At 59.2% G+C, this 22,698-nt stretch carries 23 protein-coding genes; 9 read left to right on the top strand and 14 right to left on the bottom strand.

All coding sequences use genetic code 11. The features are described 5' to 3' along the window. Positions 1–99 precede the first annotated feature (99 nt). The 6 genes from GGD50_RS21720 (at position 100) to GGD50_RS21695 (ending at position 5,298) form a co-directional block, all read left to right on the top strand. Positions 100–984, top strand: coding sequence for a dihydrodipicolinate synthase family protein (locus GGD50_RS21720; protein ID WP_183939233.1), 885 nt, complete (start codon positions 100–102; stop codon positions 982–984). A gap of 28 nt (positions 985–1,012) precedes the next feature. After that, positions 1,013–1,672, top strand: a complete 660-nt coding sequence (locus tag GGD50_RS21715) for a GntR family transcriptional regulator (protein WP_183939231.1) — start codon at positions 1,013–1,015, stop codon at positions 1,670–1,672. Positions 1,673–1,722: 50 nt separating this feature from the next. Beyond that, positions 1,723–3,054 carry an ABC transporter substrate-binding protein gene (locus GGD50_RS21710; RefSeq protein WP_183939229.1) on the top strand — a complete coding sequence of 444 codons (1,332 nt, stop codon included), beginning with the start codon at positions 1,723–1,725 and terminating at the stop codon, positions 3,052–3,054. Then, positions 3,054–3,983: a carbohydrate ABC transporter permease gene (locus GGD50_RS21705; RefSeq protein WP_183939227.1), complete on the top strand. Its 930-nt coding sequence runs from the start codon at positions 3,054–3,056 to the stop codon at positions 3,981–3,983. The genes GGD50_RS21710 and GGD50_RS21705 overlap by 1 nt, the downstream gene beginning before the upstream one ends. Before the next feature lie 8 nt (positions 3,984–3,991). Beyond that, the gene (locus GGD50_RS21700; protein WP_183939225.1) at positions 3,992–4,813 is read left to right on the top strand and encodes a carbohydrate ABC transporter permease; all 822 of its coding nucleotides are present in this window, start codon (positions 3,992–3,994) and stop codon (positions 4,811–4,813) included. 236 nt (positions 4,814–5,049) lie between these two features. Continuing rightward, on the top strand, positions 5,050–5,298 hold the full coding sequence (locus GGD50_RS21695; protein WP_183939223.1) for a hypothetical protein: 249 nt from the start codon (positions 5,050–5,052) through the stop codon (positions 5,296–5,298). A 65-nt stretch (positions 5,299–5,363) separates the two neighbouring features. Here GGD50_RS21695 and GGD50_RS21690 read toward each other — a convergent pair whose 3' ends face one another. From GGD50_RS21690 to GGD50_RS21670, 5 genes are all read right to left on the bottom strand, one after another. Continuing rightward, positions 5,364–6,332 carry an MBL fold metallo-hydrolase gene (locus GGD50_RS21690; RefSeq protein WP_183939221.1) on the bottom strand — a complete coding sequence of 323 codons (969 nt, stop codon included), beginning with the start codon at positions 6,330–6,332 and terminating at the stop codon, positions 5,364–5,366. Between the two features lie 276 nt (positions 6,333–6,608). Next, entirely contained in the window at positions 6,609–7,106 is a 498-nt protein-coding gene (locus GGD50_RS21685) for a GNAT family N-acetyltransferase (protein WP_183939219.1), read from the bottom strand. Then, positions 7,103–7,399 carry a type II toxin-antitoxin system TacA family antitoxin gene (locus GGD50_RS21680; protein WP_183939217.1) on the bottom strand — a complete coding sequence of 99 codons (297 nt, stop codon included), beginning with the start codon at positions 7,397–7,399 and terminating at the stop codon, positions 7,103–7,105. The genes GGD50_RS21685 and GGD50_RS21680 overlap by 4 nt, the downstream gene beginning before the upstream one ends. Positions 7,400–7,577: 178 nt before the next feature. After that, positions 7,578–7,985 (bottom strand): helix-turn-helix domain-containing protein, encoded by a 408-nt coding sequence (locus GGD50_RS21675; protein ID WP_183939348.1) that lies wholly within the window; start codon positions 7,983–7,985, stop codon positions 7,578–7,580. A gap of 505 nt (positions 7,986–8,490) precedes the next feature. After that, a complete protein-coding gene (locus GGD50_RS21670; RefSeq protein WP_343069999.1) occupies positions 8,491–9,423 on the bottom strand; it encodes an AraC family transcriptional regulator in 933 nt (310 codons plus the stop codon). Between the two features lie 805 nt (positions 9,424–10,228). Between GGD50_RS21670 and GGD50_RS21665 the strand changes: the two genes are divergently transcribed. From GGD50_RS21665 to GGD50_RS21655, 3 genes are read left to right on the top strand one after another with little or no spacing between them, the layout of a single operon-like run. Beyond that, on the top strand, positions 10,229–11,725 hold the full coding sequence (locus GGD50_RS21665; RefSeq protein WP_183939213.1) for a sugar ABC transporter ATP-binding protein: 1,497 nt from the start codon (positions 10,229–10,231) through the stop codon (positions 11,723–11,725). A gap of 16 nt (positions 11,726–11,741) precedes the next feature. Beyond that, positions 11,742–12,812: an ABC transporter permease gene (locus tag GGD50_RS21660; RefSeq protein ID WP_183939211.1), complete on the top strand. Its 1,071-nt coding sequence runs from the start codon at positions 11,742–11,744 to the stop codon at positions 12,810–12,812. Positions 12,813–12,856: 44 nt separating this feature from the next. Continuing rightward, positions 12,857–13,951: an ABC transporter substrate-binding protein gene (locus GGD50_RS21655; protein ID WP_183939209.1), complete on the top strand. Its 1,095-nt coding sequence runs from the start codon at positions 12,857–12,859 to the stop codon at positions 13,949–13,951. A 122-nt stretch (positions 13,952–14,073) separates the two neighbouring features. Here the strand turns inward: GGD50_RS21655 and GGD50_RS21650 are convergent, their stop codons facing one another. From GGD50_RS21650 to GGD50_RS21610, 9 genes are all read right to left on the bottom strand, one after another. Then, a complete protein-coding gene (locus GGD50_RS21650) occupies positions 14,074–15,300 on the bottom strand; it encodes a 2-oxo acid dehydrogenase subunit E2 (protein WP_183939207.1) in 1,227 nt (408 codons plus the stop codon). A gap of 3 nt (positions 15,301–15,303) precedes the next feature. Next, positions 15,304–16,317, bottom strand: a complete 1,014-nt coding sequence (locus GGD50_RS21645) for an alpha-ketoacid dehydrogenase subunit beta (RefSeq protein WP_183939205.1) — start codon at positions 16,315–16,317, stop codon at positions 15,304–15,306. 2 nt (positions 16,318–16,319) lie between these two features. Then, entirely contained in the window at positions 16,320–17,552 is a 1,233-nt protein-coding gene (locus GGD50_RS21640; RefSeq protein ID WP_183939203.1) for a thiamine pyrophosphate-dependent enzyme, read from the bottom strand. Between the two features lie 65 nt (positions 17,553–17,617). Beyond that, positions 17,618–18,745, bottom strand: coding sequence for an acyl-CoA dehydrogenase family protein (locus GGD50_RS21635; RefSeq protein WP_183939202.1), 1,128 nt, complete (start codon positions 18,743–18,745; stop codon positions 17,618–17,620). A 301-nt stretch (positions 18,746–19,046) separates the two neighbouring features. Further along, a complete protein-coding gene (locus tag GGD50_RS21630) occupies positions 19,047–20,057 on the bottom strand; it encodes a LacI family DNA-binding transcriptional regulator (protein WP_183939200.1) in 1,011 nt (336 codons plus the stop codon). A 134-nt stretch (positions 20,058–20,191) separates the two neighbouring features. Continuing rightward, positions 20,192–20,524 (bottom strand): hypothetical protein, encoded by a 333-nt coding sequence (locus GGD50_RS21625; RefSeq protein WP_183939198.1) that lies wholly within the window; start codon positions 20,522–20,524, stop codon positions 20,192–20,194. After that, positions 20,521–21,408: an NAD(P)-dependent oxidoreductase gene (locus GGD50_RS21620; RefSeq protein ID WP_183939196.1), complete on the bottom strand. Its 888-nt coding sequence runs from the start codon at positions 21,406–21,408 to the stop codon at positions 20,521–20,523. Before GGD50_RS21620 ends, GGD50_RS21625 begins: the two co-directional genes overlap by 4 nt. Then, complete coding sequence (locus GGD50_RS21615; RefSeq protein WP_183939194.1) at positions 21,405–21,947, bottom strand: gluconokinase; 543 nt, start codon at positions 21,945–21,947, stop codon at positions 21,405–21,407. The genes GGD50_RS21620 and GGD50_RS21615 overlap by 4 nt, the downstream gene beginning before the upstream one ends. Next, positions 21,916–22,674 carry an SDR family oxidoreductase gene (locus tag GGD50_RS21610; RefSeq protein WP_183939192.1) on the bottom strand — a complete coding sequence of 253 codons (759 nt, stop codon included), beginning with the start codon at positions 22,672–22,674 and terminating at the stop codon, positions 21,916–21,918. Before GGD50_RS21610 ends, GGD50_RS21615 begins: the two co-directional genes overlap by 32 nt. Between the last annotated feature and the right edge of the window lie 24 nt (positions 22,675–22,698).

Genomic DNA, 22,698 nt, shown 5'->3' with positions numbered 1-22,698 from the left:
GCGACATTTTTCCGTGAGCCAATCCAAGGCGTGCGATTCTGGCTATACAACTAACATGTTAGTCTGTATGTACTGATAGCACATCTGGAGGAATGGAACTTGTATCGCAAATTCGGTCTGTCAGTCGCGCTCACGACACCCTTCGATACCAAAGGCGATATCGCGATCGGCCCAATGATCAAGCAGGCCGAGCTAAGCCTTGCGTCGGGATGCTCGAGCGTCACACTTTTCGGCACCACCGGCGAGGGCTCCTCCATCGGAACGCAAGAGCGCGAACAGGTGCTCAACGCCTTCCTGGAAGTTGGGATAGCGCCGAACCAGATCATCGTGGGCGTGATGGCGGACTCGGTCGAAGATGCCGCCGCACAAGCGGGATTTGCGCTGGCGAAAGGCGTGCGCAATATCCTCCTTGCACCACCCTTTTATTTCAAGAATGTCAGCGACGAAGGTCTGTTTCGCTGGTTCTCGGCCGTATTCGCGCGGCTGGCCGACAAGGCGCGTGACATCATCGTCTACAACATTCCTTCCATCACCATGGTGCCGCTTTCCGTGGCGCTGATTGGCAGGCTGCGCAGCGCCTTTCCCGGCGTCGTCGTCGGTGTCAAGGACTCCTCCGGCGATTGGCCGTTCACGGAGGCGCTATTGAAGGCGCATGGCGATCTCATCATCCTGATCGGCGATGAACGCCATCTTGCCAGGGGCGTCCGGTTGGGCGGCCAGGGAGCGATTTCCGGCATGGCAAATTTCGTGCCCCACGAGGTCCGCCTGATGGCGGAAGAGGGAAAGGATGATCCGCGCGTCGTGGATTTTGTGCCGGAACTATTGAAATTCCCTGTGACTGCGGCCGTCAAAGTCATGGTGGCACAGGTCTCCGGGGATGAAATCTGGCTTGCGGTTCGTCCGCCGCTCGTTTCAATATCCGACGAAGGACAGAAGCATCTCGCCGGCGCGTTTAATGCGCTTTTCAGATCCAAGGCAGCTTAAGCGAACCGGAGAGGAAAGAGAGGGACGAATGGACGGCGTGAACGAGCAGCCGACCTTACGGGAAAAAGCCTATGCAAGCTTTACCCATCATCTGCTTGCTCGCGATGTGCGGCCAGGCGAATTCGTCTCGCAGCGCAGGCTCGTCGAACTCACAGGCTTGCCGCTGGGCGCCATCCGTGAGTTGATCCCGCGGCTCGAAGCCGAAGGCCTGATCAAGACGGTGCCGCAGCGCGGTCTCCAGATTGCCCATATCGATCTCAATCTGATCCGCGAGGCGTTTCAGCTACGCATCTTTCTGGAAAAGGAAGCCGTTGCACTCTTCACCCATACGGCCTCGGACGAAACGATCGCTAAACTCTTGAAACAGCATCGCGATATTGCCGCGGCCATCCAGGCGGGCGATGCTTCACAAGAGCTTGAGGTCCATGCGCAGTCGGTGGACTGGGGCATGCACGATGCCTTCATCGACGCGCTCGGCAACACCATTATTTCGAACGCTTATCGCGTCAATTCGATCAAGATGCGGCTGATCAGCCAGGACCGTTTCCGGATCAACGGACATGTCGGGCCGGTCATGAAAGAGCATCTGCAAGTGCTTGAGGCGATCGAAAGACGATCCCCGGAGGACGCCGTCGCGTCTCTCGTTTCGCACATCAACGGAGCAAGGGATCGTGCATTGAAGATTTGAACGAAACAGGCCGCAAACGAGGAGATTTCGGCCAAAGGAGGAGGAACAGCATGTCATCGTCATTCATCAATCCTACACGCCGCCACTTCATGGCAGGCACGGCCGCCTTGGGCGCGGCAAGCATGCTCGGCATGCGCACGGCATCGGCGGCGGTAGACTGGAAACGGTTTTCGGGAACCACGCTGGAAGTCAACCTCGTCAAGAGCCCGCGCAGCGAAACCATCCTCAAATATCTCAGCGAGTTCGAGGCGCTGACCGGCATCAAGGTGAATGCCGAGGCGACGCCGGAACAGCAGCAGCGCCAGAAGACGACGATTGAGCTCAGCTCCGGAAAGCCAAGCTTCGACGTCGTCCATCTGAGCTATCACGTGCAGAAGCGGCAGTTCGAAAAGGGCGGCTGGCTCGCCGACATCAGCGGTTTCCTGAAGGACCCATCCCTGACGGACCCATCGCTGGTCGAAAGCGATTTTGCCGAGGCAGGCTTGAAGTTCGCCAAGGATTCCAATGGCGTCCTGCGCTCCCTACCCTTCTCGGTCGATTACTGGATCGTCTATTGGAACAAGGCCCTCTTCGAAAAGAAGGGGCTCACCTATCCGCAGACCTTCGACGACATGGCCAATGCCGCCGAAGCGCTCACGGACAAATCGACCAACACCTACGGCTTCGTCGCCCGCGGCCTCAAGAATGCCAACACGCCGGTCTGGACAGCCTTCATGCTCGGCTATGGCATGACGCCGCTTTCGCCGGACGGCAAGTTGCGCACCACCTCACCGGAAGCGATAGAGGCCGCCAAGCTCTATCAGCGCCTGATGACCAAGGCCGCACCTCCCGGCGTCTCCGGCTTCAACTGGGCCGAGTCTCAATCCGCGTTTCTGCAGGGCAAGATCGGCATGTGGTTCGATGGCGTCGGCTTTGCGCCGCCGATCGAAAATCCGGAAAAATCCCGCGTCGTCGGCCAAGTCGGCTATAGCGTCATTCCCAAGGGGCCCTCTGCACAAGCGGCCGCCACCTTTGGCGACGGTATCGGCGTGACGGCGGCGAGCCAGAAGAAGGAAGCCGCCTATCTCTTCTGCCAATGGGTGATCTCGCATGACATGGGCGCGCGGCTACTGCAGGCTGGCGCCGGCGTGCCGTTCCGCCAGTCCGTCCTCGAGGATCAGAAGGTCCGTGAAGGCGTCAAGATGCCTGGGGCCTGGCTCGATGCCGTCGTCGGCTCCGGCAAGGTCTCAGCACTCGGCCTGCCGGTCATCATCCCGGTCACCGAGTTCCGCGACATTTACGGTGTGGCGCTCACCAACATGATCGGCGGCGCCGATCCGGAAAGCGAGCTGAAGAACGCAACCGCACAGTTCGAGCCGGTGCTGGCGCGAAGCGAGGGGTGATGGCGTCCGTGCACATCGAAGATGCCGCGGCGACCGCTGCCAAGAACAAGAGCAAACCGAAAAATCGGCTTGCTCCCAACTATTGGCCGTTCGTCATTCCGGCCCTGGTGGTCATTGCCGCGGTCATCGTTTTTCCGTGGGTCTTCACTCTGTGGATGAGCATCAATAGCTGGACGCTCGGGCAATCCCAAACCTTTGCGGGCTTTTCCAACTACGTCCGCCTGGCAACCGACGCCCGCTTCTGGGAGGCGCTGTGGCATACGGTCCTCTATACGGGCCTCTCCGTCATCGCGCCGGTTTTCTTAGGCACACTCGCCGCCCTAATATTCGATGCGCAATTTCCCTTTCGCGGCTTTCTGCGCGGCATTTTCGTCATGCCGATGATGGCGACGCCCGTCGCCATCGCGCTCGTCTGGACCATGATGTTCCATCCGCAGCTCGGCGTGCTCAACTACCTCTTATCTTTTGTCGGCATCGGTCCGCAGGAATGGATCTATAACCAGTTCAGCGTCATTCCGTCGCTGGTCCTGGTCGAGACCTGGCAGTGGACGCCCCTCGTCATGCTGATCGTGCTCGGCGGCCTCGCCGCGGTTCCGCGCGAGCCATACGAAAGCGCGGAGATCGACGGGGCCAATGTATGGCAGAAGTTTCGCTATCTCACCCTTCCGATGATCGCACCCTTCCTGATGATCGCCGTCATCATTCGCAGCATCGATGCGGTCAAAAGCTTCGATATCATCTATGCGATGACGCAGGGCGGACCGGGCACGGCCTCCGAGACGATCAACATTTATCTCTACAACACCGCCTTTTCCTACTACGACGTGGGCTACGGCTCGGCCATGGCGGTCATCTTCTTCATCCTCATCGTCGTGCTCTCCTTCGTCCTCCTGATGGCGAGACAGCGCGCGAACTGGTCGGATAGGTAGACACTTCGATGAAACGCAAGACGCTCGACCGGATCGGTCTCCTCTTCGTGGCGCTGGTGATGGTTTCGCCGGTGGTCCTGTTTTTCCTCTGGATGATCTCGCTCTCGTTGAAATACGAGATCGACAACGGCGCCTATCCGCCGATCTTCATTCCGGAGCGCTTCGCCTGGTCGAACTACCTGAAGGTTTTCGAGGAGAACAACTTCTTCCTCTATTTCTGGAACTCCATTCTGGTAACCGGATCCGCGACGTCGCTAGCGCTGCTGATCGGCGTTCCGGCCGGCTACGGCATTGCGCGGCTGAAGGCAGAGAAATCGGCAATCGTCATCATGATCGCGCGAATGACGCCCGGCCTTTCCTTCCTCATTCCGCTGTTTCTGCTCTTCCAATGGCTGAACCTGTTGGGAACGCTTTGGCCGCAGATCATCATACATCTAGTGGTGACCGTCCCGATCGTCGTATGGATCATGATCGGCTATTTCGAGACGACACCAATGGAGCTCGAGGAAGCAGCCAGCATCGACGGCGCGACGCCGTGGCAGATCTTCCGACTCGTGGCGTTGCCGATCGCCAAGCCGGGGATCGTCGTCGCCTTCATCCTCTCGATCATCTTCTCCTGGAACAATTTCGTCTTCGGCATCGTGCTTGCCAGCCGCGAGACGCGCACCCTACCGGTCGCCGTCTACAACATGCTGTCATTCGAACAGGTGAGCTGGGGGCCGCTTGCCGCCGCGGCATTGATCGTGACGCTGCCGGTACTGGTTCTGACGATATTCGCCCAGAAGCAGATCGTTGCAGGCCTGACAGCGGGTGCCGTGAAGGGCGGCTGATTGCGGCGAATGAGTGCAACGCTTCTATCCCGCCACAGCGACCGGACGTCCTGAACCGGGCCGGCGAAGCCGCTATCCGCAAATTCTCATGGAATCACGCGCTAAGGCATTGAACAGTTTCAGATGAATCTCAGATTAACGCCGTCGTCAGGTGGCGTTCATTCCCCTCCAGTTATCTTTGAACCAACGTCGCTCAGCAACGTTGTAACTTAGTAAAATACAACCGGAGGAAACTCATGAACAAGTTCTTCATTGCGTCCGCAATCGCCCTCGCTTCCCTTGCAGCCACAACTCTCCCCTCCCAGGCCGCTTCGGTAGTCGTTACGACGGACAACGGCGGTCCCTATTATCATCATAGTCGGCACTATTACCAAGACCGCGACGACTGGTACTATCGTCATCATCGCCACCACTGCTTTACCAGGGTGGAAAAGGGCTGGCACCACGGCCATCGCGTTGTGATGAAAGAGCGAATCTGCCGCTAATCGTCTCGCATCAGGCCCGATCTTTTGTCGGGCCTGATGTAAAGCGGGCATCAGCCCCAAGCCGGTCAGTAATCCCAGAAAGCTGCTACCCAACGAAAGTGGTCGCCGTCGACCGCCACCCGGCCGACCGATGGGAACGGCAGGTGAGTGGCGACAAGCTGTTCGCCCGTTTCCGCCAGCTCCGTCAAAAGACGGACCCGAACGCGGGCCGCTTCTTCCGGATCATGTTCGAAGCCATTGTGCCAGTCCGGATGATCGAAGCCGACCGCGAACACGGCGTCGCCAGCAAACGTCAGCCGGTCGCCGCCGGACGACAGACGGACCACGCTGTGGCCAGGGGTGTGGCCGCCGGTGCGACGGACAACCACGCCAGGCGCCACCTCATACTCGTCATCGAACGGCCGTAGCAGGCTGCGGTACTCTTCCGTGAACCGCTTGGCGGCCGCCCGAAGCGCATCCGGGAATCCCGGCGGCATGAAGACACGGGAGAAATCGGGCGACTCCCAGAATTTGACTTCGGCCGCCGCAACGTGGATTTTCAGGTCCGGACGCAGCCGATCCTTCACCCCATCGACAAGCAGCGCACCAATGTGGTCCATGTGCATGTGGGTCAGCACCACGTCGGTCACGGATGAGAGATCGATACCGGCGGACTCCAGGCGCTTGACCAACTGGCCGGCCCGCGGCAAGTTCAAGTTCGGGTCCAGCCCAAGGCCAGCGTCGATGAGAATAGTCTGCTTGCCGCTACGCACCACGACCACGTTCAGCGCCCAATCGAAAGCGTCCGGCGGCAGGAACATGTCGTCCAGCCAGGCGGCCCGAACAGCCGGGTCGGCGTTGTGTGCCAACATCGTGGTTGGAAGCGGTAGCACCCCATCACTGATCACCAACACGTCAATGTCACCGACGCGCACCGCGTAGCGCGACGGAACCAACTCGTCAGGCCTCGATCTACCGGGATGTGGGATGTTTTCCAGGTTCATGCTTGTCTCCTGCTGAGCAATCGTCCGGGGTTTTGTTCCTGCCTGCGACATGATGCTCTCCTGTTTTTGCGTGCTAAGGATGTGTCGCTCACGAGCCACGTCGCCGACTCTATGCAGAAGCCTCTTGGCAATCGAGCTACGCCTGAGGATGGGACAGCCTGTGCTCTCGGTGGATCGCAGCAAAGTTTGGGTGGTGAAGAGCCTGGTATGAAGGCGTAGACGCTTTCACCTGCCGAACGGTGCCCCGCGCTCTGCGTTGACGCGAAGCCGCCCGGCGTCCTGGACATCCGAAGCACTCTCAGGGGGCTCTTTCGAGCAGGAAAGATGTCAGGAATTCAGCGCGCTGTTCAGATCATGCAGGCCGATCATCAGCATCATGGGGTCGGACGGCGAAGGCAGGAAGCCGACTGCCTCATAGAAGGCCCGCGCAATATCGGAAATCGCGTGCACCAGCACGCCGCGGATACCGATGATTTCAGCGGCGTGGAGCAGGCGCATGCCAGCATCGCGCACCAATGCCCTACCGATGCCGCGCCCTTGATAGGTCTGGTCGATGGCGAGACGGCCAAGGACAGCAACCGGAATTGGGTCAGGCATGTTGCGTCGGAAACGGCCAGGCGCTTCCGGCTGCTTTACGGCGCCAGAAGCGAGCGCATAGTAGCCAATAACGCGATTGCCCTCGCACACGACGAAAGTGCGCGATGCGCCACTTGCCTGATTGGCTCGGGCGCGGCGACGCAGCCAGTCATCCAGTTGAGGGAGGCCGGAATTGAACTCTGCTAACTCGTGATGGTCGGCTAGTGGTGCCGGCGCGCTGAGGGTCACGCCTCATCCCACGGCGCTTTGGTCGTCATTGTGTGCTTCAGACGCTCATTGGGCTGCGCAGGCGCATCGAGCCGAGCCAGATACTCGGCATAAAGTTCAGGGCTGACCGTAAAGATGGTGCGGTCGAGTAGCACTTCTTCAGCGCGGCGCTCGGAAGCCTCCAGCATGAAATCCGTGCGCGTCTTACCAAGTAGCTCGGCCGCACGATCGATCAAGTTGCGGGTCGCCGGCTTGATACGGATATTCAGCGGCACGCTAGCGTCAGGACTTTTACTAGTGCGTGAGGTGGGCATGGGAAATTCCTATCTTCACCCACCCTAACGTAATGACATCATCGTTACAAGCATCGTAATGATATTGTCGTTACGCGCAATCCGCAATGAATGCGTCTACGTTTCCGCCGTTCAAAGTCCCGGCCGGCTCCGGATACTGCCCGGCTGGCGCCTTACTGATGCACGAGCCTGATCGCCGTCAGCTATAAGAACCGACAAGCGCCTTGACCAAACCTATGATCTTAAGCCGCGTTCGTGCGTCTTTGATCTTAGCAAACGCGCGGTTTAGTTCGAGGCCCTCTCCTGACGCGAGGAATCCGGCTAAGTCACCTCCGCCGCTGAAAATTTCCTCCCCGGTATTTTCTGACGACGCAGAGACGCCCTCGAAGAAAAACGAAACCGGGACGTCGAGACAATCTGCGACGCTTTGCAGCCGGCTGGCGCCTACCCGGTTTTTGCCTTTTTCATATTTCTGAACTTGCTGAAACGTCACATTCAGCCCTTCTGCAAGCGTCGTCTGACTCATGCCCAATATGCGGCGCCGCATTCGGATGCGTCTACCGACCTCAACATCAATCGGGCTCGGATCTTTTTTATTCAGCTCCATACGCACGGTTCTCTCTTTCTGGCAGACAGTGCCTCGCGTTTAACGACACAGCAATCTTGAGGGAAAAAAGACTAATCGTAGGCACAGACCTGTTGAGTTCCGGCTCTACTGCCCACAACGTTGAAAGTGTTGACTCCATTTCAGCGAAGGCTTGCTCAATCGAAAGTCGGTATGGTCAAAAGACCGCCCATCGAACCTGGGAAGTCGATGGGCGGGGGGCTGCTCTGGGACCTACGTTCATCATGAACGCGAGTCCCGTAACAATGACTGCCGTGGCCCATCTCAAACTTCAATGAGATTACGCCATACCATGATCCTACGTTCCGTTTTCCTGCGTATTCGGGATAGTGTCTGCGTTATGCGAACAGACCTGCCTGATTGATCAACAGGCAATGGCGGAGCGTTCCGCCTCCCCTCAGGGTCTACCGATCGATGGCTGTCTGCAGGCCGCCACGGCTCCGATCGCTTGTTCGAATCGCGCTGTCAGCAACGCCGCTGACTCCATTTATTCACTGCCGCACCGGCGCATTTTCGCTGCGTTGGATGGCATTTCGCCGAAGGATTGCCGATAGAGTGCTGCGAAACGTCCCATGTGGGAGAAGCCCCAGCTCCGCGCGACTTCGGCAACCGACAAAGAGATGGCTGGATCCGTCAGCGCCTTGCGCACGCCTTCCAGACGGATTGTTCTTAGATAATTTAGCGGCGTTGTGTCTTTGAACTGCTGAAAAGCGCCTTGCAGGGCCCGCACGCTTGTGTCAGCGGCATCAGCGATATCGGTGATGCTCATCGGAGACGAAATATTGGCATGCATATATTCGATGGCGTGCTTCAAACGCTTCGGTATCGCAGGAGACGTCGGTTTTGCCAGCCGTGCGGAATAGTTATTTGGGACAGTTTCCAACAGCGTGATCATCATCGCCTGCAACAGGCGCTCGACGAACGTCGACGAGGGCTGATCCTCATCGTCGACGTCCAGACAACTCCAAATGAGATTTCCGAGAGCCGTTATCCGCAAACCTTTTGCAGTTGCCAAATCGACAGCGTCTGCGAAATCGACGTTGCCGGCGACCGGTGCATCAAGCAGTTCGCTCAATTGGCGGATCATCGCGGATTTTTCGAATGCGATACCAATGTGACTGCGGTCCTCATGGAGGACCAGTCTATCGAAGCGCGACATATCCCCCAAGAGACCTTGCGACGGCCCGGACGCGAGCTGTTTTCGACCTGAATCGATTGCCATGACGCCCGAGGACGGAAGATAGAGAGCATATGCATCTGGCCCGCTGGAGAGCGTGACCCTCATCCCGGAAGGGCACTTTCCATTCCAGACGCCGAAGCGTCCTACGGCGAAGTGCCGGTCTTCCACGGAGATCAAAGAGCCTCGCTGCAGCGGCTCTACATTTGCAGGCGACAATGTCCTTGCATAGTGTTCCGTCATTTCGTCGGCATCAGCGTCCACGATCTTGAAGACGGAATGAGTAACGTACCTCATTAATTCCCCCTGATGATCGACCCTAGTAATGCTCTCAATGGTCAGTTAAACCGCATGAAAGCAGGCCGTGGACCGCTGTTATTGCTCAACACAATACTGGATAAACTGCAGCACAACTGCATTCTCGGCAGAAACACTATCCAAACCGCGCATATTACCGCCCATAGGCATGTGACTACCCTTAATAAGCAGCGGGCTTGCCGGAACTCGCGTCCGCTCACGGCGCAACGAAACCCATCTCAGCGCGCATCCATTTGAATCTATTGCGATTTACTGACCCTCTCTGAAGCACTGAGAAAACTCGCAATTGAAGTGCCCCCGCCCATTTCTGCCATGAATATCGGCGCAATGAAAGACGGGAAAAATAATACTAATAGCTCTGGCGCGATTTCACAAATGTATTTTAAGTATTAAATAAATGCTCGTCGCGTTTGCGTACCTTTCCGTCTAGCCTTACTTGAACATCCCCAGCAGGCTCGGCGAAAAAGCGCTGGCGCTCCTTCGCCATGTGAGATCACAAAACAAAGCTCGGCCCATGGCCAAGCTCTGTAGGCTGACGAGGGGCAAAAAAATCGAGATGAAAGATAAGATCTGCTCGATGCTCGTCGCGCGAAGCCATTGATTCGACATAGGTTACGCATCGCTCCTCCGGTCATCCACAGCCGGGATTCCGTGGTTGCGATGTGAAGCCTCTTGACGGAATGTTATCGATAACATAGCCTCTTCTCACCTGAACTTTGGGAGGAGCAGGATGGACGACGGAAAGCTGCTCGAATTTTGCGACATCACCAAAGAATTTGGTGGAACGCGCGCCTTGTCGAATGTTTCTCTGGATCTTAAACCGGGAGAAATTCTGGCACTTCTCGGCGAGAACGGCGCCGGAAAGTCGACCCTCATCAAGACGCTGGCGGGCATCTACAAGCCGGATGGCGGGCAGATCCTGTTTCGCGGCAAGCCATACCATCATCGTCCGCCGCGGCCAAATCAGCGCCAGCCCATCGCCTTCATCCACCAAGATCTCGGACTGATCGAGTGGATGACGGTCGGTGAAAATGTCGGCCTCGCGCAGGGCTATTCGTTGCGCGGCCGGCTGATCGACTGGCGGGCAACCGAACGCCGTACGGCGGAAGCCTTGAAGCTTGTAGGCTGCGATTTCGATCCATCGACGCGGATCCAGGAGCTGACCCGAACCGAAAAGTCCCTCGTGGCGATCGCGCGCGCTCTGGCCGTCGAGGCGGACGTTCTCGTTCTCGACGAGCCAACGGCGAGCCTGCCGGCCGATGAAGTCGAGAAGCTGTTTGCCGCCATCCGCCCGCTCAAGGAGCGCGGCGTTGCGATGATCTATGTCTCGCACCGGCTCGATGAAATCTTCAGGATCGCCGATCGCGTCGCCGTGCTGCGCGACGGCCAACTGGTCGGGCAAAAACCGGTGTCCGACACATCGCCGGATGAGCTGATCCGAATGATCGTCGGACGCAAGGCCGACCAGCTTTTCGTCAAGGCGGAGCGAGACGTCGGTCCTGCCATCGTCTCGGTCAAAGGCCTTGCCTGCCGCGGCGCCGGACCGGTGTCCTTCGACATTCGGCAAGGAGAGCTCCTTGGTCTTGTCGGACTGAGAGGCGCCGGCCAGGAATTGATCGGGCGCGCGCTCTTTGGCTGCGAGCCCTGCAGCGGAACGGTCCTATTGAACGGTGCGAGCCCCGATCTCTCCAGCCCGGTCGCAGCCATGGCTTCGGGGGTCGGTCTGATCGCCAGGGATCGAACCGAAGAGTCCGTCGCCATGTCCCTCAGCCTGAGGGAAAACACCTTCCTCAATCCCGGTGCATCCGGGCGAGGCATGATGTCCTTCCTGCCACCGCAGCGCGAGGCCGAAATGGCCTATTCGCTCGGGAGCCGCGTCGGCCTCAGACCCAATGACCAGAACCTGGCGATCGAAGCCCTGTCCGGCGGCAATCAACAGAAAGTGGTCGTGGGCCGGTGGCTTGCGACGGGCCGGAAGCTGTTGATCGCCGAAGACCCGACAGCCGGCGTGGATGTCGGCGCCAAGGCGGACATCTACAAGCTGATCGCCGAGGCGGTGGAGGATGGGCTGGCCGTCCTCGTCGTCTCCACGGACTTCGAAGAAATCGCTCATATCTGCCATCGCGCCCTGGTGTTCTCACGCGGCCAAATCGTACGGGAACTGAGTGGCGCCGACTTAACAACACCGGCGGTCATCGCCGCAGCATCCGCGTCCGAAGCGGCCTGAATCAGGGAGGAACCTCATGCAATCGATCGAATCCAACGCGCTCGAACCCACCAGTGCCGAGCTTGCGGGAATGAGCTTCGGCCAGAAAATCCAGCGCCTCCTGCCAGTCTATGGCCTCGTTATACTCACTGCCCTTCTGATCCTGCTGTTTTCCATCCTGTTGCCACAGACCTTTCCGACGTTGCTCAATCTGCGTTCGATCATCTCGGACAAGACGATCATCGCCATTCTGTCGCTGGCTGCAATGATCCCGATGGCGGCTGGACGCATCGACCTGACGATCGGTTACGGCATCGTGCTCTGGCATGTCTTGGCGATCAGCTTGCAGACAATGTTCGGCCTGCCCTGGCCGGTGGCCGTGCTGGTCGTCATCCTGCTCGGCGCATTGACCGGCTTCCTCAATGGTCTACTGGTGGAAATCGCCAAGATCGACAGCTTCATCGCGACGCTCGGCACCGGCACCGTACTCTATGCCATCGCTTTGTGGCATACGGGCGGACGGCAGGTGGTCGGCATGCTCCCACAGGGCTTTTATGCGCTCAACGGAACGATGGTCTTCGGGCTTCCGATCACGGGGATCTATGTGCTTGGCCTCGCCTTCGTCATGTGGATCGTGCTCGAGTATCTGCCGATCGGCCGCTATATCTATGCCATCGGCGCCAATCCGAAGGCCGCCGCCTTGAACGGCATCCCGGTCCGCCGCTTCGTCATCGGCGCATTCGTAACGTCGGGCACGCTCGCTGCCCTCGCCGGTGTCCTGCTTGCTTCCAAGCTGCGCATCGGCCAGGCCAGCGTCGGGTTGGAATATCTTCTGCCGGCGCTCGTCGGCGCGTTCCTCGGCTCCACGACCATCAAGCCCGGCCGCGTCAATGTCTGGGGCACCATGATCGGCGTCATTATTCTGGCCGTCGGCATTGCCGGTATCCAGCAGTTCGGGGGCTCGTTCTACGTAGAGCCGCTTTTCAACGGCGTGACCCTGCTCGTCGCCATCGGGATTGCCGGCTATGCGCAGCGTCGCCGGAGCCATGCCGGACGAATGGCGCCGGCACAAAAACCGCAGTTACCGGCTAAGGCGACCGACAACTGAAGATCATCTTGACTTAACTTTAGTTTTTAATGGGAGGAGACGAAATGAAACGCAGAGTTTTCCTGCAAGCAACTACCGGTCTGCTGATGCTGTGTGCCAGCCAGGCCTATGCCGATCCGATGGCGGATGCGAAAGCCGTCGTCGACAAATATGCGACACCGGTCACCAAGTGGGACGGCCCGACCACCGGCCCGAAGGCACAGGCCGGCAAGACCATCGTCGTATTGGCCGGTGACCTCAAGAATGGCGGCATTCTCGGCGTCAGCAATGGTGTCGAGGAAGCGGCAAAGGCCATCGGCTGGCAGGTCAAGGTTCTCGATGGCGCGGGCTCCATCGGCGGACGTACGGCTGCCTTCGGCCAGGCGATAGCGCTGCAGCCGGCCGGCATCATCATCGATGGCTTCGATGCCGTCGAGCAGGCCCCGGCTCTGGAACAGGCAAAGGCTGCCAAGATCCCGTTGGTCGCCTGGCATGCCGGCCCGGTCATCGGTCCCGATGACAAGAGTGGCCTCTTCGCCAACGTCAGCACCGATGCGATGGAAGTCTCGAAAGCGGCTGCCGACTGGGCCTTTGCCGACGCCAAGGGCAAGCCGGGCGTCATCATCTTCACCGACTCCACCTATGCGATCGCCATCGCCAAGGCGGACAAGATGAAGCAGGAGATCGAACGGCTTGGCGGCAAAGTGCTCGAATATGTCGACACCCCGATCGCCGAGACATCGCAGCGTATGCCGCAGCTAACCACCTCGCTCCTGCAGAAGTATGGTGATAGCTGGACCCATTCGCTCGCGATCAACGACCTCTATTTCGACTTCATGGGCCCGTCGCTCGCCTCCGCCGGTAAGAGCGGCACCGATGCGCCAATCAACGTCGCCGCCGGCGACGGCTCGCAATCGGCCTATGAGCGTATCCGCGCCGGCCAGTTTCAGAAGGTCACGGTGGCCGAACCGCTCAATCTCCAGGGCTGGCAACTGGTCGACGAACTCAACCGTGCTTTCGCCGGTGAAAAATGGTCCGGCTACCTGTCGCCACTGCATGTCGTAACGGCAGACAATATCCAGTCCGATGGCGGCCCCAAAAACACTTTTGATCCGGATAACGGCTATAAGGATCAATACAAGAAGATCTGGGGCAAATGATCCCTTCTTGAAGTCGAGAACAGCGCGGCCTTCGGGCCGCGCTCAGCCTGCCGAAAGCCCCGGCGTCGGCAGCAGAACCAACGGCTCTGCATACGACAAGAATTTCGAACCCTTTGATGATATCAGCCTTCGATGAAAATGAGCGCCGGTGTTTCGAGCAGTGTGCGGACGCGCTGCACGAAGGTCGCCGCATCCCAGCCGTCGACGATGCGATGATCGAAGCTGGATGAGAGATTCATCATCTTGCGCGGCACGAACTGCGTGCCGTCCCAGACCGGCCGTGTGGCGATCTTGTTGACGCCGATAATCGCCACCTCCGGATGATTGATGATAGGCGTGGAGACAATGCCGCCGAGCGCCCCGAGCGAGCTGATGGTGATCGTCGAGCCGGAAAGCTCTTCACGCGTCGCAGTGCCGGATCGCGCCGCCTCCGCCAGCCTATTCATCTCGGCGGCGCAGTCCCAGATTCCGCGTGCGTCCGCATGCCGCACGACAGGCACGGTCAAACCAGCCGGCGTCTGTGTTGCGATACCCATATGGACCGCGCCATAGCGCGTGACGATGCCAGCTTCGTCGTCAAAAGTGGCATTGACATTGGGCTGCTCGGAAATGGCCTTCACGACCGCCTGTACCAGGAAAGGCAGAACCGTCAGTTTCGGATAATCTGCCTTGCGGTCAGCGTTCATGATGGTACGCAACTCCTCGAGCGAGGTCATGTCCACCTCCTCTACATAGGTAATGTGAGGAATATGCGAGGCGGAAAGTGCCATTTTCTCGGCGATCCGGCGGCGCAGTCCGGTCAGTTTGATCTCTTCCTTCGCAGCTTTCGCGGCAAAGCCGCCCCTTGATATTGTGGGAGCGGCTCCGTGGTTCAAAAATTGCTCGACATCCTCTCGCAGGATACGGCCGCCTGGTCCCGTCGCTTGCACTTGTGCGAGGTTGACACCGCTTTCCTTGGCAAAGAGCCGCACCGGGGGAGCGGCAAGTGGCTTTTCGGCTTGCGGTGTCGCAGGATCCGACGTTGTTGGAGCAGGCTTTGTACTCTCCGCCTTCGTCACTTCGGCGGTCGTCTCTGGGATCTCCTCGGACCGAGCTCCGCCGGTATCTCCGGCTGTATCGATACGCACCAGCGCGGCCTTAACCGCGATACGTTCTCCGACCTCGCCGGCAAGCCAGGTGACAATACCGTTGACTGGAGACGGGATTTCCACGGTGGCTTTGTCTGTCATGACGGCAGCAATCACCATGTCCTCGCAAACAGGATCTCCTACCTTCACGTACCACTCCACGAGCTCGGCCTCGGCGACTCCCTCCCCCACGTCCGGCATCTCGATGACAAATTCGCTCACGGCTCAGGCCTCCATGACTTCGGTAAGCGCCCGTCCGAGACGGCCAGGACCTGGAAAATAATCCCACTCCTGCGCGTGCGGATAAGGCGTGTCCCAGCCGGCAACGCGCACGATTGGTGCTTCCAGATGGTAAAAGCAATTTTCCTGCACCAGCGCCACGACCTCGGCCCCGAAGCCCGAAGTCAGCGTTGCCTCATGCACGACGACACAGCGTCCGGTCTTCTGGACCGAGTTGATAATTGTGTCCAGATCAAGCGGCAACAGACTCCTGAGATCGATCACTTCGGCATCGATGTCGGCATCCTCGGCCGCGGCGAGCGCCACATGTACCATCGTGCCATAGGCGACTACGGTCACCGCCGCGCCCACGCGCCGGATCTCGGCCTTGCCGATCGGGATCGTATAATGGCCCTCAGGCACCTCTCCGAGATCATGTTTAGACCAAGGTATCACCGGCTGCTCGTGATGACCGTCGAAGGGGCCGTTATAAAGCCGCTTCGGCTCCAGAAACATTACCGGATCCGGATCTTCGATCGCAGCAATCAGAAGGCCCTTGGCATCATAGGGATTGGATGGCACGATCACCTTTAACCCGCAGACATGGGTGAAAAGCGCCTCCGGGCTCTGGCTGTGCGTCTGGCCGCCAAAAATACCGCCGCCTGTCGGCATACGCACAACGATCGGACAGGTAAAATCGCCGTTGGAACGATAGCGGATACGAGCCGCCTCCTGCGTTAGCTGGTCATAGGCCGGATACATATAATCAGCGAACTGGATTTCGACACAAGGCTTCAAGCCATAGGCGGCCATGCCGATCGCCGCGCCGACGATGCCCGATTCGCTTATCGGCGTGTCGAAACAGCGCGTCTTACCGTATTTTGCCTGAAGCCCCTGCGTGCATCGGAAGACGCCACCGAAATAACCTACATCCTCGCCAAAAACGACGACATTGTCGTCCTGAGCCATGGAAACGTCCATGGCGCTTCGCACCGCCTCGATCATCGTCATCCTGGTCATTCTCAGTACCCTGCCTTCTGCCGCTGGCGCCGGATGTGCGGCGGCATCTCGGCATAGACGCCTTCGAAAATGTCGCGAACCGAAGGCTTGCCGCCGGCATGCAACGTACCGTGCTGCTCTGCCTGACGCTGGGCCTCCATCACCTCGTCCATGATTTCAGCTTCTGCCTGCACATGCCGCTCCTCAGACCATGTGCCCCTGACGATCAGATGTTTCTTCAACCTCAGCACTGGATCGCCAAGTGGCCAGGCCTCCGATTCCGTCTTCGGACGATAGGCATTCGGATCGTCCGAGGTCGAATGCGCCCCGACACGATACGTCACATATTCGATCAGCGTCGGTCCGAGATTGCGCCGCGCACGCTCAGCCGCCCAGCAGGCAACGGCATGGACGGCGAGATAGTCGTTTCCATCGACTCTCAGCGCGGGAATGCCGAAGCCGAGGCCGCGGGCTGCGAATGTGCCGGAGCCGCCGCGCGCGATGCCCTGAAAGGTGGAGATCGCCCATTGATTGTTGACGATGTTGAGAATGACAGGTGCCTTATAGGTCGAGGCGAAGACGAGCGCTGAATGGAAATCGGATTCCGCCGTCGAGCCATCGCCGATCCAGCCCGCGGCAATGCGGCTGTCATTCTTGATTGCCGAGGCCATGGCCCAGCCCACGGCCTGCACATACTGAGTGGCGAGGTTGCCGGAGATGGTAAAGAATCCGTGCTCCTTGGAGGAATACATGATCGGTAGCTGGCGCCCGTGCAGGGGATCGCTCTCGTTCGAGTAGATCTGATTCATCATTTCGACCATCGGATAATCGTCGGCAATCAGAAGACCTGCCTGACGATAGGTCGGAAAATTCATGTCTCCCTTCTTGAGCGCCTTGCGGAAAGCACAACTGACAGCTTCCTCGCCGAGATGCTGCATGTAGAAGGACGTCTTGCCCTGCCGCTGAGCCATCAGCATGCGGGCGTCAAATGCGCGCAGCTTCATCATGTTGCGAAGGCCGGCCAGCAACTCCTCATCGGAGAGCGTGCCACCCCAGGGACCGACCGCCTCGCCCTCGCGGTTCAGCACGCGGATGATGGAATAGGCAAGATCACGGATCTCCTCGGATGCGACATCGACTTCCGGCCGCGGCACGGAACCGGCTTTGGCGATCTTGACGTTGGAAAAGTCTGGCTGGCCGCCCGGGCGGACGGCGGGTTCGGGGACATGCAGAGCCAAATGAGAAGAATCCACCATGTCTATTCTTTCCTCCTGCGGCGGCCTTGCTCCTCTCCTCCAGAAGCATGGGCCGCATGTGGTTCTCACAAATTGCGGGCGATCACCATGCGTTGCACGTCGCTCGTTCCTTCATAGATCTGACAGATGCGTACATCGCGATAGATGCGCTCGACCGGGTAATCGGCCATGTAACCATAGCCGCCATGTATCTGGATGGCGTCGGAACAGACCCGCTCCGCCATTTCCGAGGCAAAGAGCTTCGCCATCGAGGTTTCCGACAGGCAGGGAAGCCCGGCTTCGCTTAAGGCGGCAGCGTGAAAAACGAGTTGCCGGGCCGCCTCGATCCTCACCGCCATGTCGGCAAGGCGGAATGCGACAGCCTGGTGCTCGATGATCGCCTTACCGAAGGCCGTGCGCTCGCGAGCATAATCGCGCGCCGCCTCAAAGGCCGCCCGCGCCATGCCGACTGCCTGAGCCGCAATGCCGATCCGACCGCCTTCGAGATTGGCGAGTGCTATGCGGTAGCCTTCGCCTTCTGAACCGAGCCTCAACTCGATCGGAACGCGCATGCCATTGAAGGCGATCTGGCAGGTGTCGGAAGAATGCAGCCCTAACTTTTCCTCTACGCGGATCACCTCATAGCCTGCGATGTCCGTCGGGACGATGAAGGCGGTGATGCCCTTTTTGCCGGCGTCAGGGTCGGTGACGGCAAAGACGATGATGACATGGCCGTTCTTGCCCGAGGTGATGAATTGCTTTGTCCCATCAAGTACATAGTGATTGCCATCCCGCCTTGCCCAAGTCTTAAGGTTCGAGGCATCAGAGCCAGCCTGCTGCTCGGTGAGCGCAAAGCCGCCGATCCATTCGCCGCTCGCCAGTTTCGGCAGGAAACGCTGCCGCTGCTCCTCGGTGCCGAATTTCAGGATCGGCACGCAGCCGACCGAGCTATGCACGCTCATGATCGTTGAGCACGATCCGTCACCTGCGGCAATCTCCTCAAGTACCATGGCATAGGCGACGACACCCGCATCCGACCCGCCATACGCTTCCGGTACCAGCATGCCGAGCAAACCCAGTTCGCCCATTTCCTTTAGTTCTTCGCGCGGGAAGAGATGCTCCCGATCTCGCTTGGCTGCGCCTGGCGCCAGGCGCTCGCGGGCAAAGTCGCGGGCCAGATCACGTATCTGCTGCTGGAGTTCGGAAAAGATCATCTGGCCTCCCTTTCCGCTCGCGCTGCTTGGTTGTGACAGCGGTCGCCTCTGTAGCCGCCACGGGTCTTATCAAGGAAATAGGGCGCTTTCGTTATGCTTTCCATGCCCCCGCAACGACGACCGAGGCGAACATTTCGTTGACTTTGGTGGCCCACGTGGATTGCCAAGAGTTCCGGAATCTCCCGGCGGGAGGAGCAGTTCCTCCCCAAACGGATTGGGACCGCAATCGATTGCGTGCAATTCAACGGTTCCGCAATACCGTCAGGCGTTGCTCTTTTTCGGCGAGCCTATCAGCGAGAATTTATCGGCTACTGTCGCGCACGATCAGTTCCGGCGAGATCTTGACATCGACGCCCTGCTTGCCGTCAAGGATATCGAGGATCAATCGTGCGGTCTTTTCGCCGATTTCGCGCGCGAAAGCATTGATCGTGGTCAATGTGGGTACGCAGACTTCGCCGATCTCGTAGTTGCCGAATCCGCCGATGGCAAAACGCTCCGGTACAGGAACGCCCAAACGACGACACTCTGTCAGCGCGCCGTAAGCCGCAAGGTCTGATACGCAAACGACGGCTTCGGTATCCGGATAGATATCGATTAGCTTTGCCATCGCATTCGCCCCTTCCCGCATCGAAATGGGCGGCAATCCGGCGGCGATCAGGCGCGATGCATCGAGCCCATGCACTTGCATTGCGGCGGCAAAGCCAATTCGCCGCTCGCTACCGCGCGTATCGCGCCCGACATCGCCGCCGATGAAGGCGATGCGGCGATAGCCGGCGCGGACGAAGTGATCCACCATCTCGCGAACCGCGTTGGCGTTGGAAAATCCGACATAGTGGTCGATCGGCTCGGCGGGGATATCCCAGGTCTCGATCACCGGGATATTGACCGTCTCCAACAAACGCCGCCCGCGTTCCGTATGCCTGCCGCCGGTGACGACGATGGCCTGCGGCTTGCGGCGCAAGAGCTGCTCAATGAGCCGCTCCTCTTCCTGCATGTTGTAGTTGGTGTAGCCCAAGAGGATCTGCATATCGCGAGCAGCAAGCGTATCCGACAGGCCACCGACCGTGTCGGCGAAATTGGCGTTGTTGATCGAAGGAATCGTAACCGCGACGAAACCGGACTTCTGCGAGCGCAGGTTGGAGGCCGTACTGTCGAAAACGTAACCCAGATCCTCGGCAGCCTGGAGGATGGCCTCTCTTCTCTCCTTGCTGACGAGACTGTCCGCCTTGAACGCACGCGACACCGTCATCGGGGAAACCCCCGTCACGCGGGCAACGTCTGCCATGGTCGGTGGTTTGCGATTTTTACTCATCTATGTCCTGTGTTATCGTTACCATGAGAGTAATATGCCTTTACTTCGAATGGCAAGAGAAACCCTTCGCCATCCTCAAATGAAAATGCGGAGCCTCCCGGCTCCGCACGCAGTATTGTCGGCGCATAATGAGTTCAGAGCGCGAATTCGTGAGCGACCGTGACGTGGTGATGGATGCGTCCTTCAAAGAACCGGGACAGCACCGCTTCCGTCGCCGCACGGGCTTCGGCGCGAACCGGGCTTGCGAGCGCGGCTTCGACTGCGGCCAAGTCCGGATAATTGACGGCGAGAATCATCGGAAATTCCGGCGCGCCTTCGTCTCGCGCTTCCGCGAAGGAGACGCGCACATCCAAAGCACCCGGAAATTGCTTCCATTTCGGCAGGATGGTCTCAATGACCGCATTGCGAAACGCATCTGCCTCGCCGTCCTTCACCTTGCCTTCGAATAGTGCGTATCGGGTAATCATTCGGCGATCTCCTTGTTTGGCCCCTTGAAAAATTCCATCAATGCCGCCTGATCCTCGCCGCCGAGGCCGGCTGCCGTCAGCATGCGGTGTATTTCAGCGCAGACGGCCGTCAGCGGCATGGCGGTGTTGGTGCGTCGGGCGAGATCTTGCGCACCGTTCAGATCCTTGACCATGTTGTCGATGCGGCCTGTCCGGCGGTAGTCCTTGGCGACGTAGCGCGGCATGTATTCCTGGAGAATGGCGCTGTCAGCGCGTCCCCCTTTCAATGCCTGCGGGATCTTGGCGGCATCAACGCCGGCATCGAGCGCCAGTTGGGTTGCCTCCGCGACAGCAAGAAAGTTCAGCGCACAAAGGACCTGGTTGATCAGCTTCGTTGTCTGGCCTGCACCAGGAGGTCCCATATGGGTATAGTTCGAGGCGACGTGGCGAAGCACCTCATGCGCATCCCTGACGTCCTCATCGCGGCCACCGGCCATTAATGTCAATTGGCCGACCAGGGCCTTTGGCGCACCGCCGGAGAGCGGGCTATCCACCCAGCGCAGGCCTTTTTCCCGAGCGTCCGCGGCCAGCTCCTTTGTCGCATCGGGATCGATAGAGGACATGTCGATGATCAGCGTTCCAGGCTTGGCACCCTCGGCGACGCCGCCCGGACCGAAGACCGCGGCACGCACGATCCGCGGCGAGTTCAAGCTGAGAATGACGCAATCCGATACGGAAGCGGCCAACGACGCGCTTGCCGCAGCGCTGGCGCCCTTGGCCGTCAGCGCGGCCACCTTTTCGCTGTCGAGATCGAAGACGGTCAGATGATTCCCCGTCTCCACAAGTCGCGCACCGATGGCTCCGCCCATCGCACCCGCGCCGATCAGCGCAACTTTGCTGCTCATAGCTCTTCCTCCTCCAACGCGGCGATAACAGCCGCTATGACCATATCAAACGGTTGATCGATATCGACGGAAATTGCCTGCTCATCCAGCCCAGGCGGCTCAAGTGCGGCGAACTGGCTTTCGAGCAAGGCGGCCGGCATGAAATGCCCCTGCCGCGCTTGCAGGCGAGCCGCAATCACTTCCTTTTTTCCAGCAAGATGAATGAAGCGCACAGGCCCGTCGACGGCTGCGCGGATCCTGTCGCGATAAGTCTGCTTCAGCGCTGAACATCCAATCAGCACCGTTTCCTCTGCTTGCGCAAGACACTCGCCGACGCTGTTCAGCCAGGGCCATCGATCCGCGTCGGTGAGCGGCACACCCGCACTCATCTTGGCGACGTTTGCCGCCGGATGAAGGTCGTCGCCGTCGATGTAAGTGCCGGACAAACGATAGGCGAGCGCTGCGCCGATTGACGATTTACCGCAGCCGGAAACGCCCATGATGACGAACCGTTGCGGCCGCATCGCCTTAGAGTGAAGCTGTGATGCCGCCGTCGACATAAAGCACGTGTCCGTTGACAAAAGAGGATGCATTGGAAGCAAGGAAGATGCAGGCGCCGACCAGTTCCTCGACGCGTCCCCAGCGGCCAGCCGGCGTGCGCTTCTCAAGCCACGCGGAGAACTCGGCATCCGCGACAAGCGCCGCATTCAATGGCGTGTCGAAGTAGCCAGGCGCGATGGCATTGCATTGCAGCCCGTATTTCGCCCAATCCGTCGCCATGCCTTTGGTGAGATTGCCGACTGCGCCTTTGGTTGCCGTGTAGGGTGCGATCGAGGGCCGCGCCAGCGCCGTCTGGACGCTGGCAATATTGATGATCTTGCCGGCGCCACGCTTGATCATGTGGCGTGCAACGGCTTGGCCGACGTTGAAAACGCTCGATATATTGGTTCGAAGAAGCCGCTCGAATGCGTCTGCGGGAAAATCTTCCAGGGGTGTGCGGAACTGCATGCCCGCATTGTTGACCAAGATGTCGATGGCGCCGGTTTTGGCTTCGAAATCATCGACGGCGTGACGAGCAGCCTCGTGGTCCGTTGCGTCGAAGGGCAAGATCTGAGCCTTACCGTCAAACAGAGCCGCGGCTTTCGTCAGCTTTTCCACGCCGCGGCCATTGAGCACTAGTTCGGCGCCCGCTGCCGCCAGTCCCTGGGCAAGAGCCAAGCCGATGCCTTGCGACGAACCTGTCACAAGCGCGCGCCGTCCTTTCAGATCGAAGAGGCCAAGAGACATCGTTTTCCTCCTTTTTTCATCTCG

Origin of the sequence: Martinezella paranaensis (assembly GCF_014200235.1) — a bacterium.
GTDB lineage: Bacteria > Pseudomonadota > Alphaproteobacteria > Rhizobiales > Rhizobiaceae > Rhizobium > Rhizobium paranaense.
The sequence above is the reverse complement of the archived record's forward strand: the minus strand, read 5'-3'. Positions and strand labels throughout refer to the sequence as shown.

Excerpts from the sequence above, each read along its gene's own strand:
- GGD50_RS21645 (WP_183939205.1), bottom strand. The coding sequence starts at position 16,317 with ATGACCAGGATGACGATGATCGAGGCGGTGCGAAGCGCCATGGACGTT.
- GGD50_RS21615 (WP_183939194.1), bottom strand. The coding sequence starts at position 21,947 with ATGTCGACGGCGGCATCACAGCTTCACTCTAAGGCGATGCGGCCGCAA.
- GGD50_RS21705 (WP_183939227.1), top strand. The coding sequence starts at position 3,054 with ATGGCGTCCGTGCACATCGAAGATGCCGCGGCGACCGCTGCCAAGAAC.
- GGD50_RS21700 (WP_183939225.1), top strand. The coding sequence starts at position 3,992 with ATGAAACGCAAGACGCTCGACCGGATCGGTCTCCTCTTCGTGGCGCTG.
- GGD50_RS21670 (WP_343069999.1), bottom strand. The coding sequence starts at position 9,423 with ATGACGGAACACTATGCAAGGACATTGTCGCCTGCAAATGTAGAGCCG.
- GGD50_RS21610 (WP_183939192.1), bottom strand. The coding sequence starts at position 22,674 with ATGTCTCTTGGCCTCTTCGATCTGAAAGGACGGCGCGCGCTTGTGACA.
- GGD50_RS21625 (WP_183939198.1), bottom strand. The coding sequence starts at position 20,524 with ATGATTACCCGATACGCACTATTCGAAGGCAAGGTGAAGGACGGCGAG.
- GGD50_RS21640 (WP_183939203.1), bottom strand. The coding sequence starts at position 17,552 with ATGGTGGATTCTTCTCATTTGGCTCTGCATGTCCCCGAACCCGCCGTC.
- GGD50_RS21690 (WP_183939221.1), bottom strand. The coding sequence starts at position 6,332 with ATGTCGCAGGCAGGAACAAAACCCCGGACGATTGCTCAGCAGGAGACA.
- GGD50_RS21635 (WP_183939202.1), bottom strand. The coding sequence starts at position 18,745 with ATGATCTTTTCCGAACTCCAGCAGCAGATACGTGATCTGGCCCGCGAC.
- GGD50_RS21695 (WP_183939223.1), top strand. The coding sequence starts at position 5,050 with ATGAACAAGTTCTTCATTGCGTCCGCAATCGCCCTCGCTTCCCTTGCA.
- GGD50_RS21660 (WP_183939211.1), top strand. The coding sequence starts at position 11,742 with ATGCAATCGATCGAATCCAACGCGCTCGAACCCACCAGTGCCGAGCTT.
- GGD50_RS21680 (WP_183939217.1), bottom strand. The coding sequence starts at position 7,399 with ATGCCCACCTCACGCACTAGTAAAAGTCCTGACGCTAGCGTGCCGCTG.
- GGD50_RS21655 (WP_183939209.1), top strand. The coding sequence starts at position 12,857 with ATGAAACGCAGAGTTTTCCTGCAAGCAACTACCGGTCTGCTGATGCTG.
- GGD50_RS21675 (WP_183939348.1), bottom strand. The coding sequence starts at position 7,985 with ATGGAGCTGAATAAAAAAGATCCGAGCCCGATTGATGTTGAGGTCGGT.
- GGD50_RS21715 (WP_183939231.1), top strand. The coding sequence starts at position 1,013 with ATGGACGGCGTGAACGAGCAGCCGACCTTACGGGAAAAAGCCTATGCA.
- GGD50_RS21710 (WP_183939229.1), top strand. The coding sequence starts at position 1,723 with ATGTCATCGTCATTCATCAATCCTACACGCCGCCACTTCATGGCAGGC.
- GGD50_RS21630 (WP_183939200.1), bottom strand. The coding sequence starts at position 20,057 with ATGAGTAAAAATCGCAAACCACCGACCATGGCAGACGTTGCCCGCGTG.
- GGD50_RS21620 (WP_183939196.1), bottom strand. The coding sequence starts at position 21,408 with ATGAGCAGCAAAGTTGCGCTGATCGGCGCGGGTGCGATGGGCGGAGCC.
- GGD50_RS21665 (WP_183939213.1), top strand. The coding sequence starts at position 10,229 with ATGGACGACGGAAAGCTGCTCGAATTTTGCGACATCACCAAAGAATTT.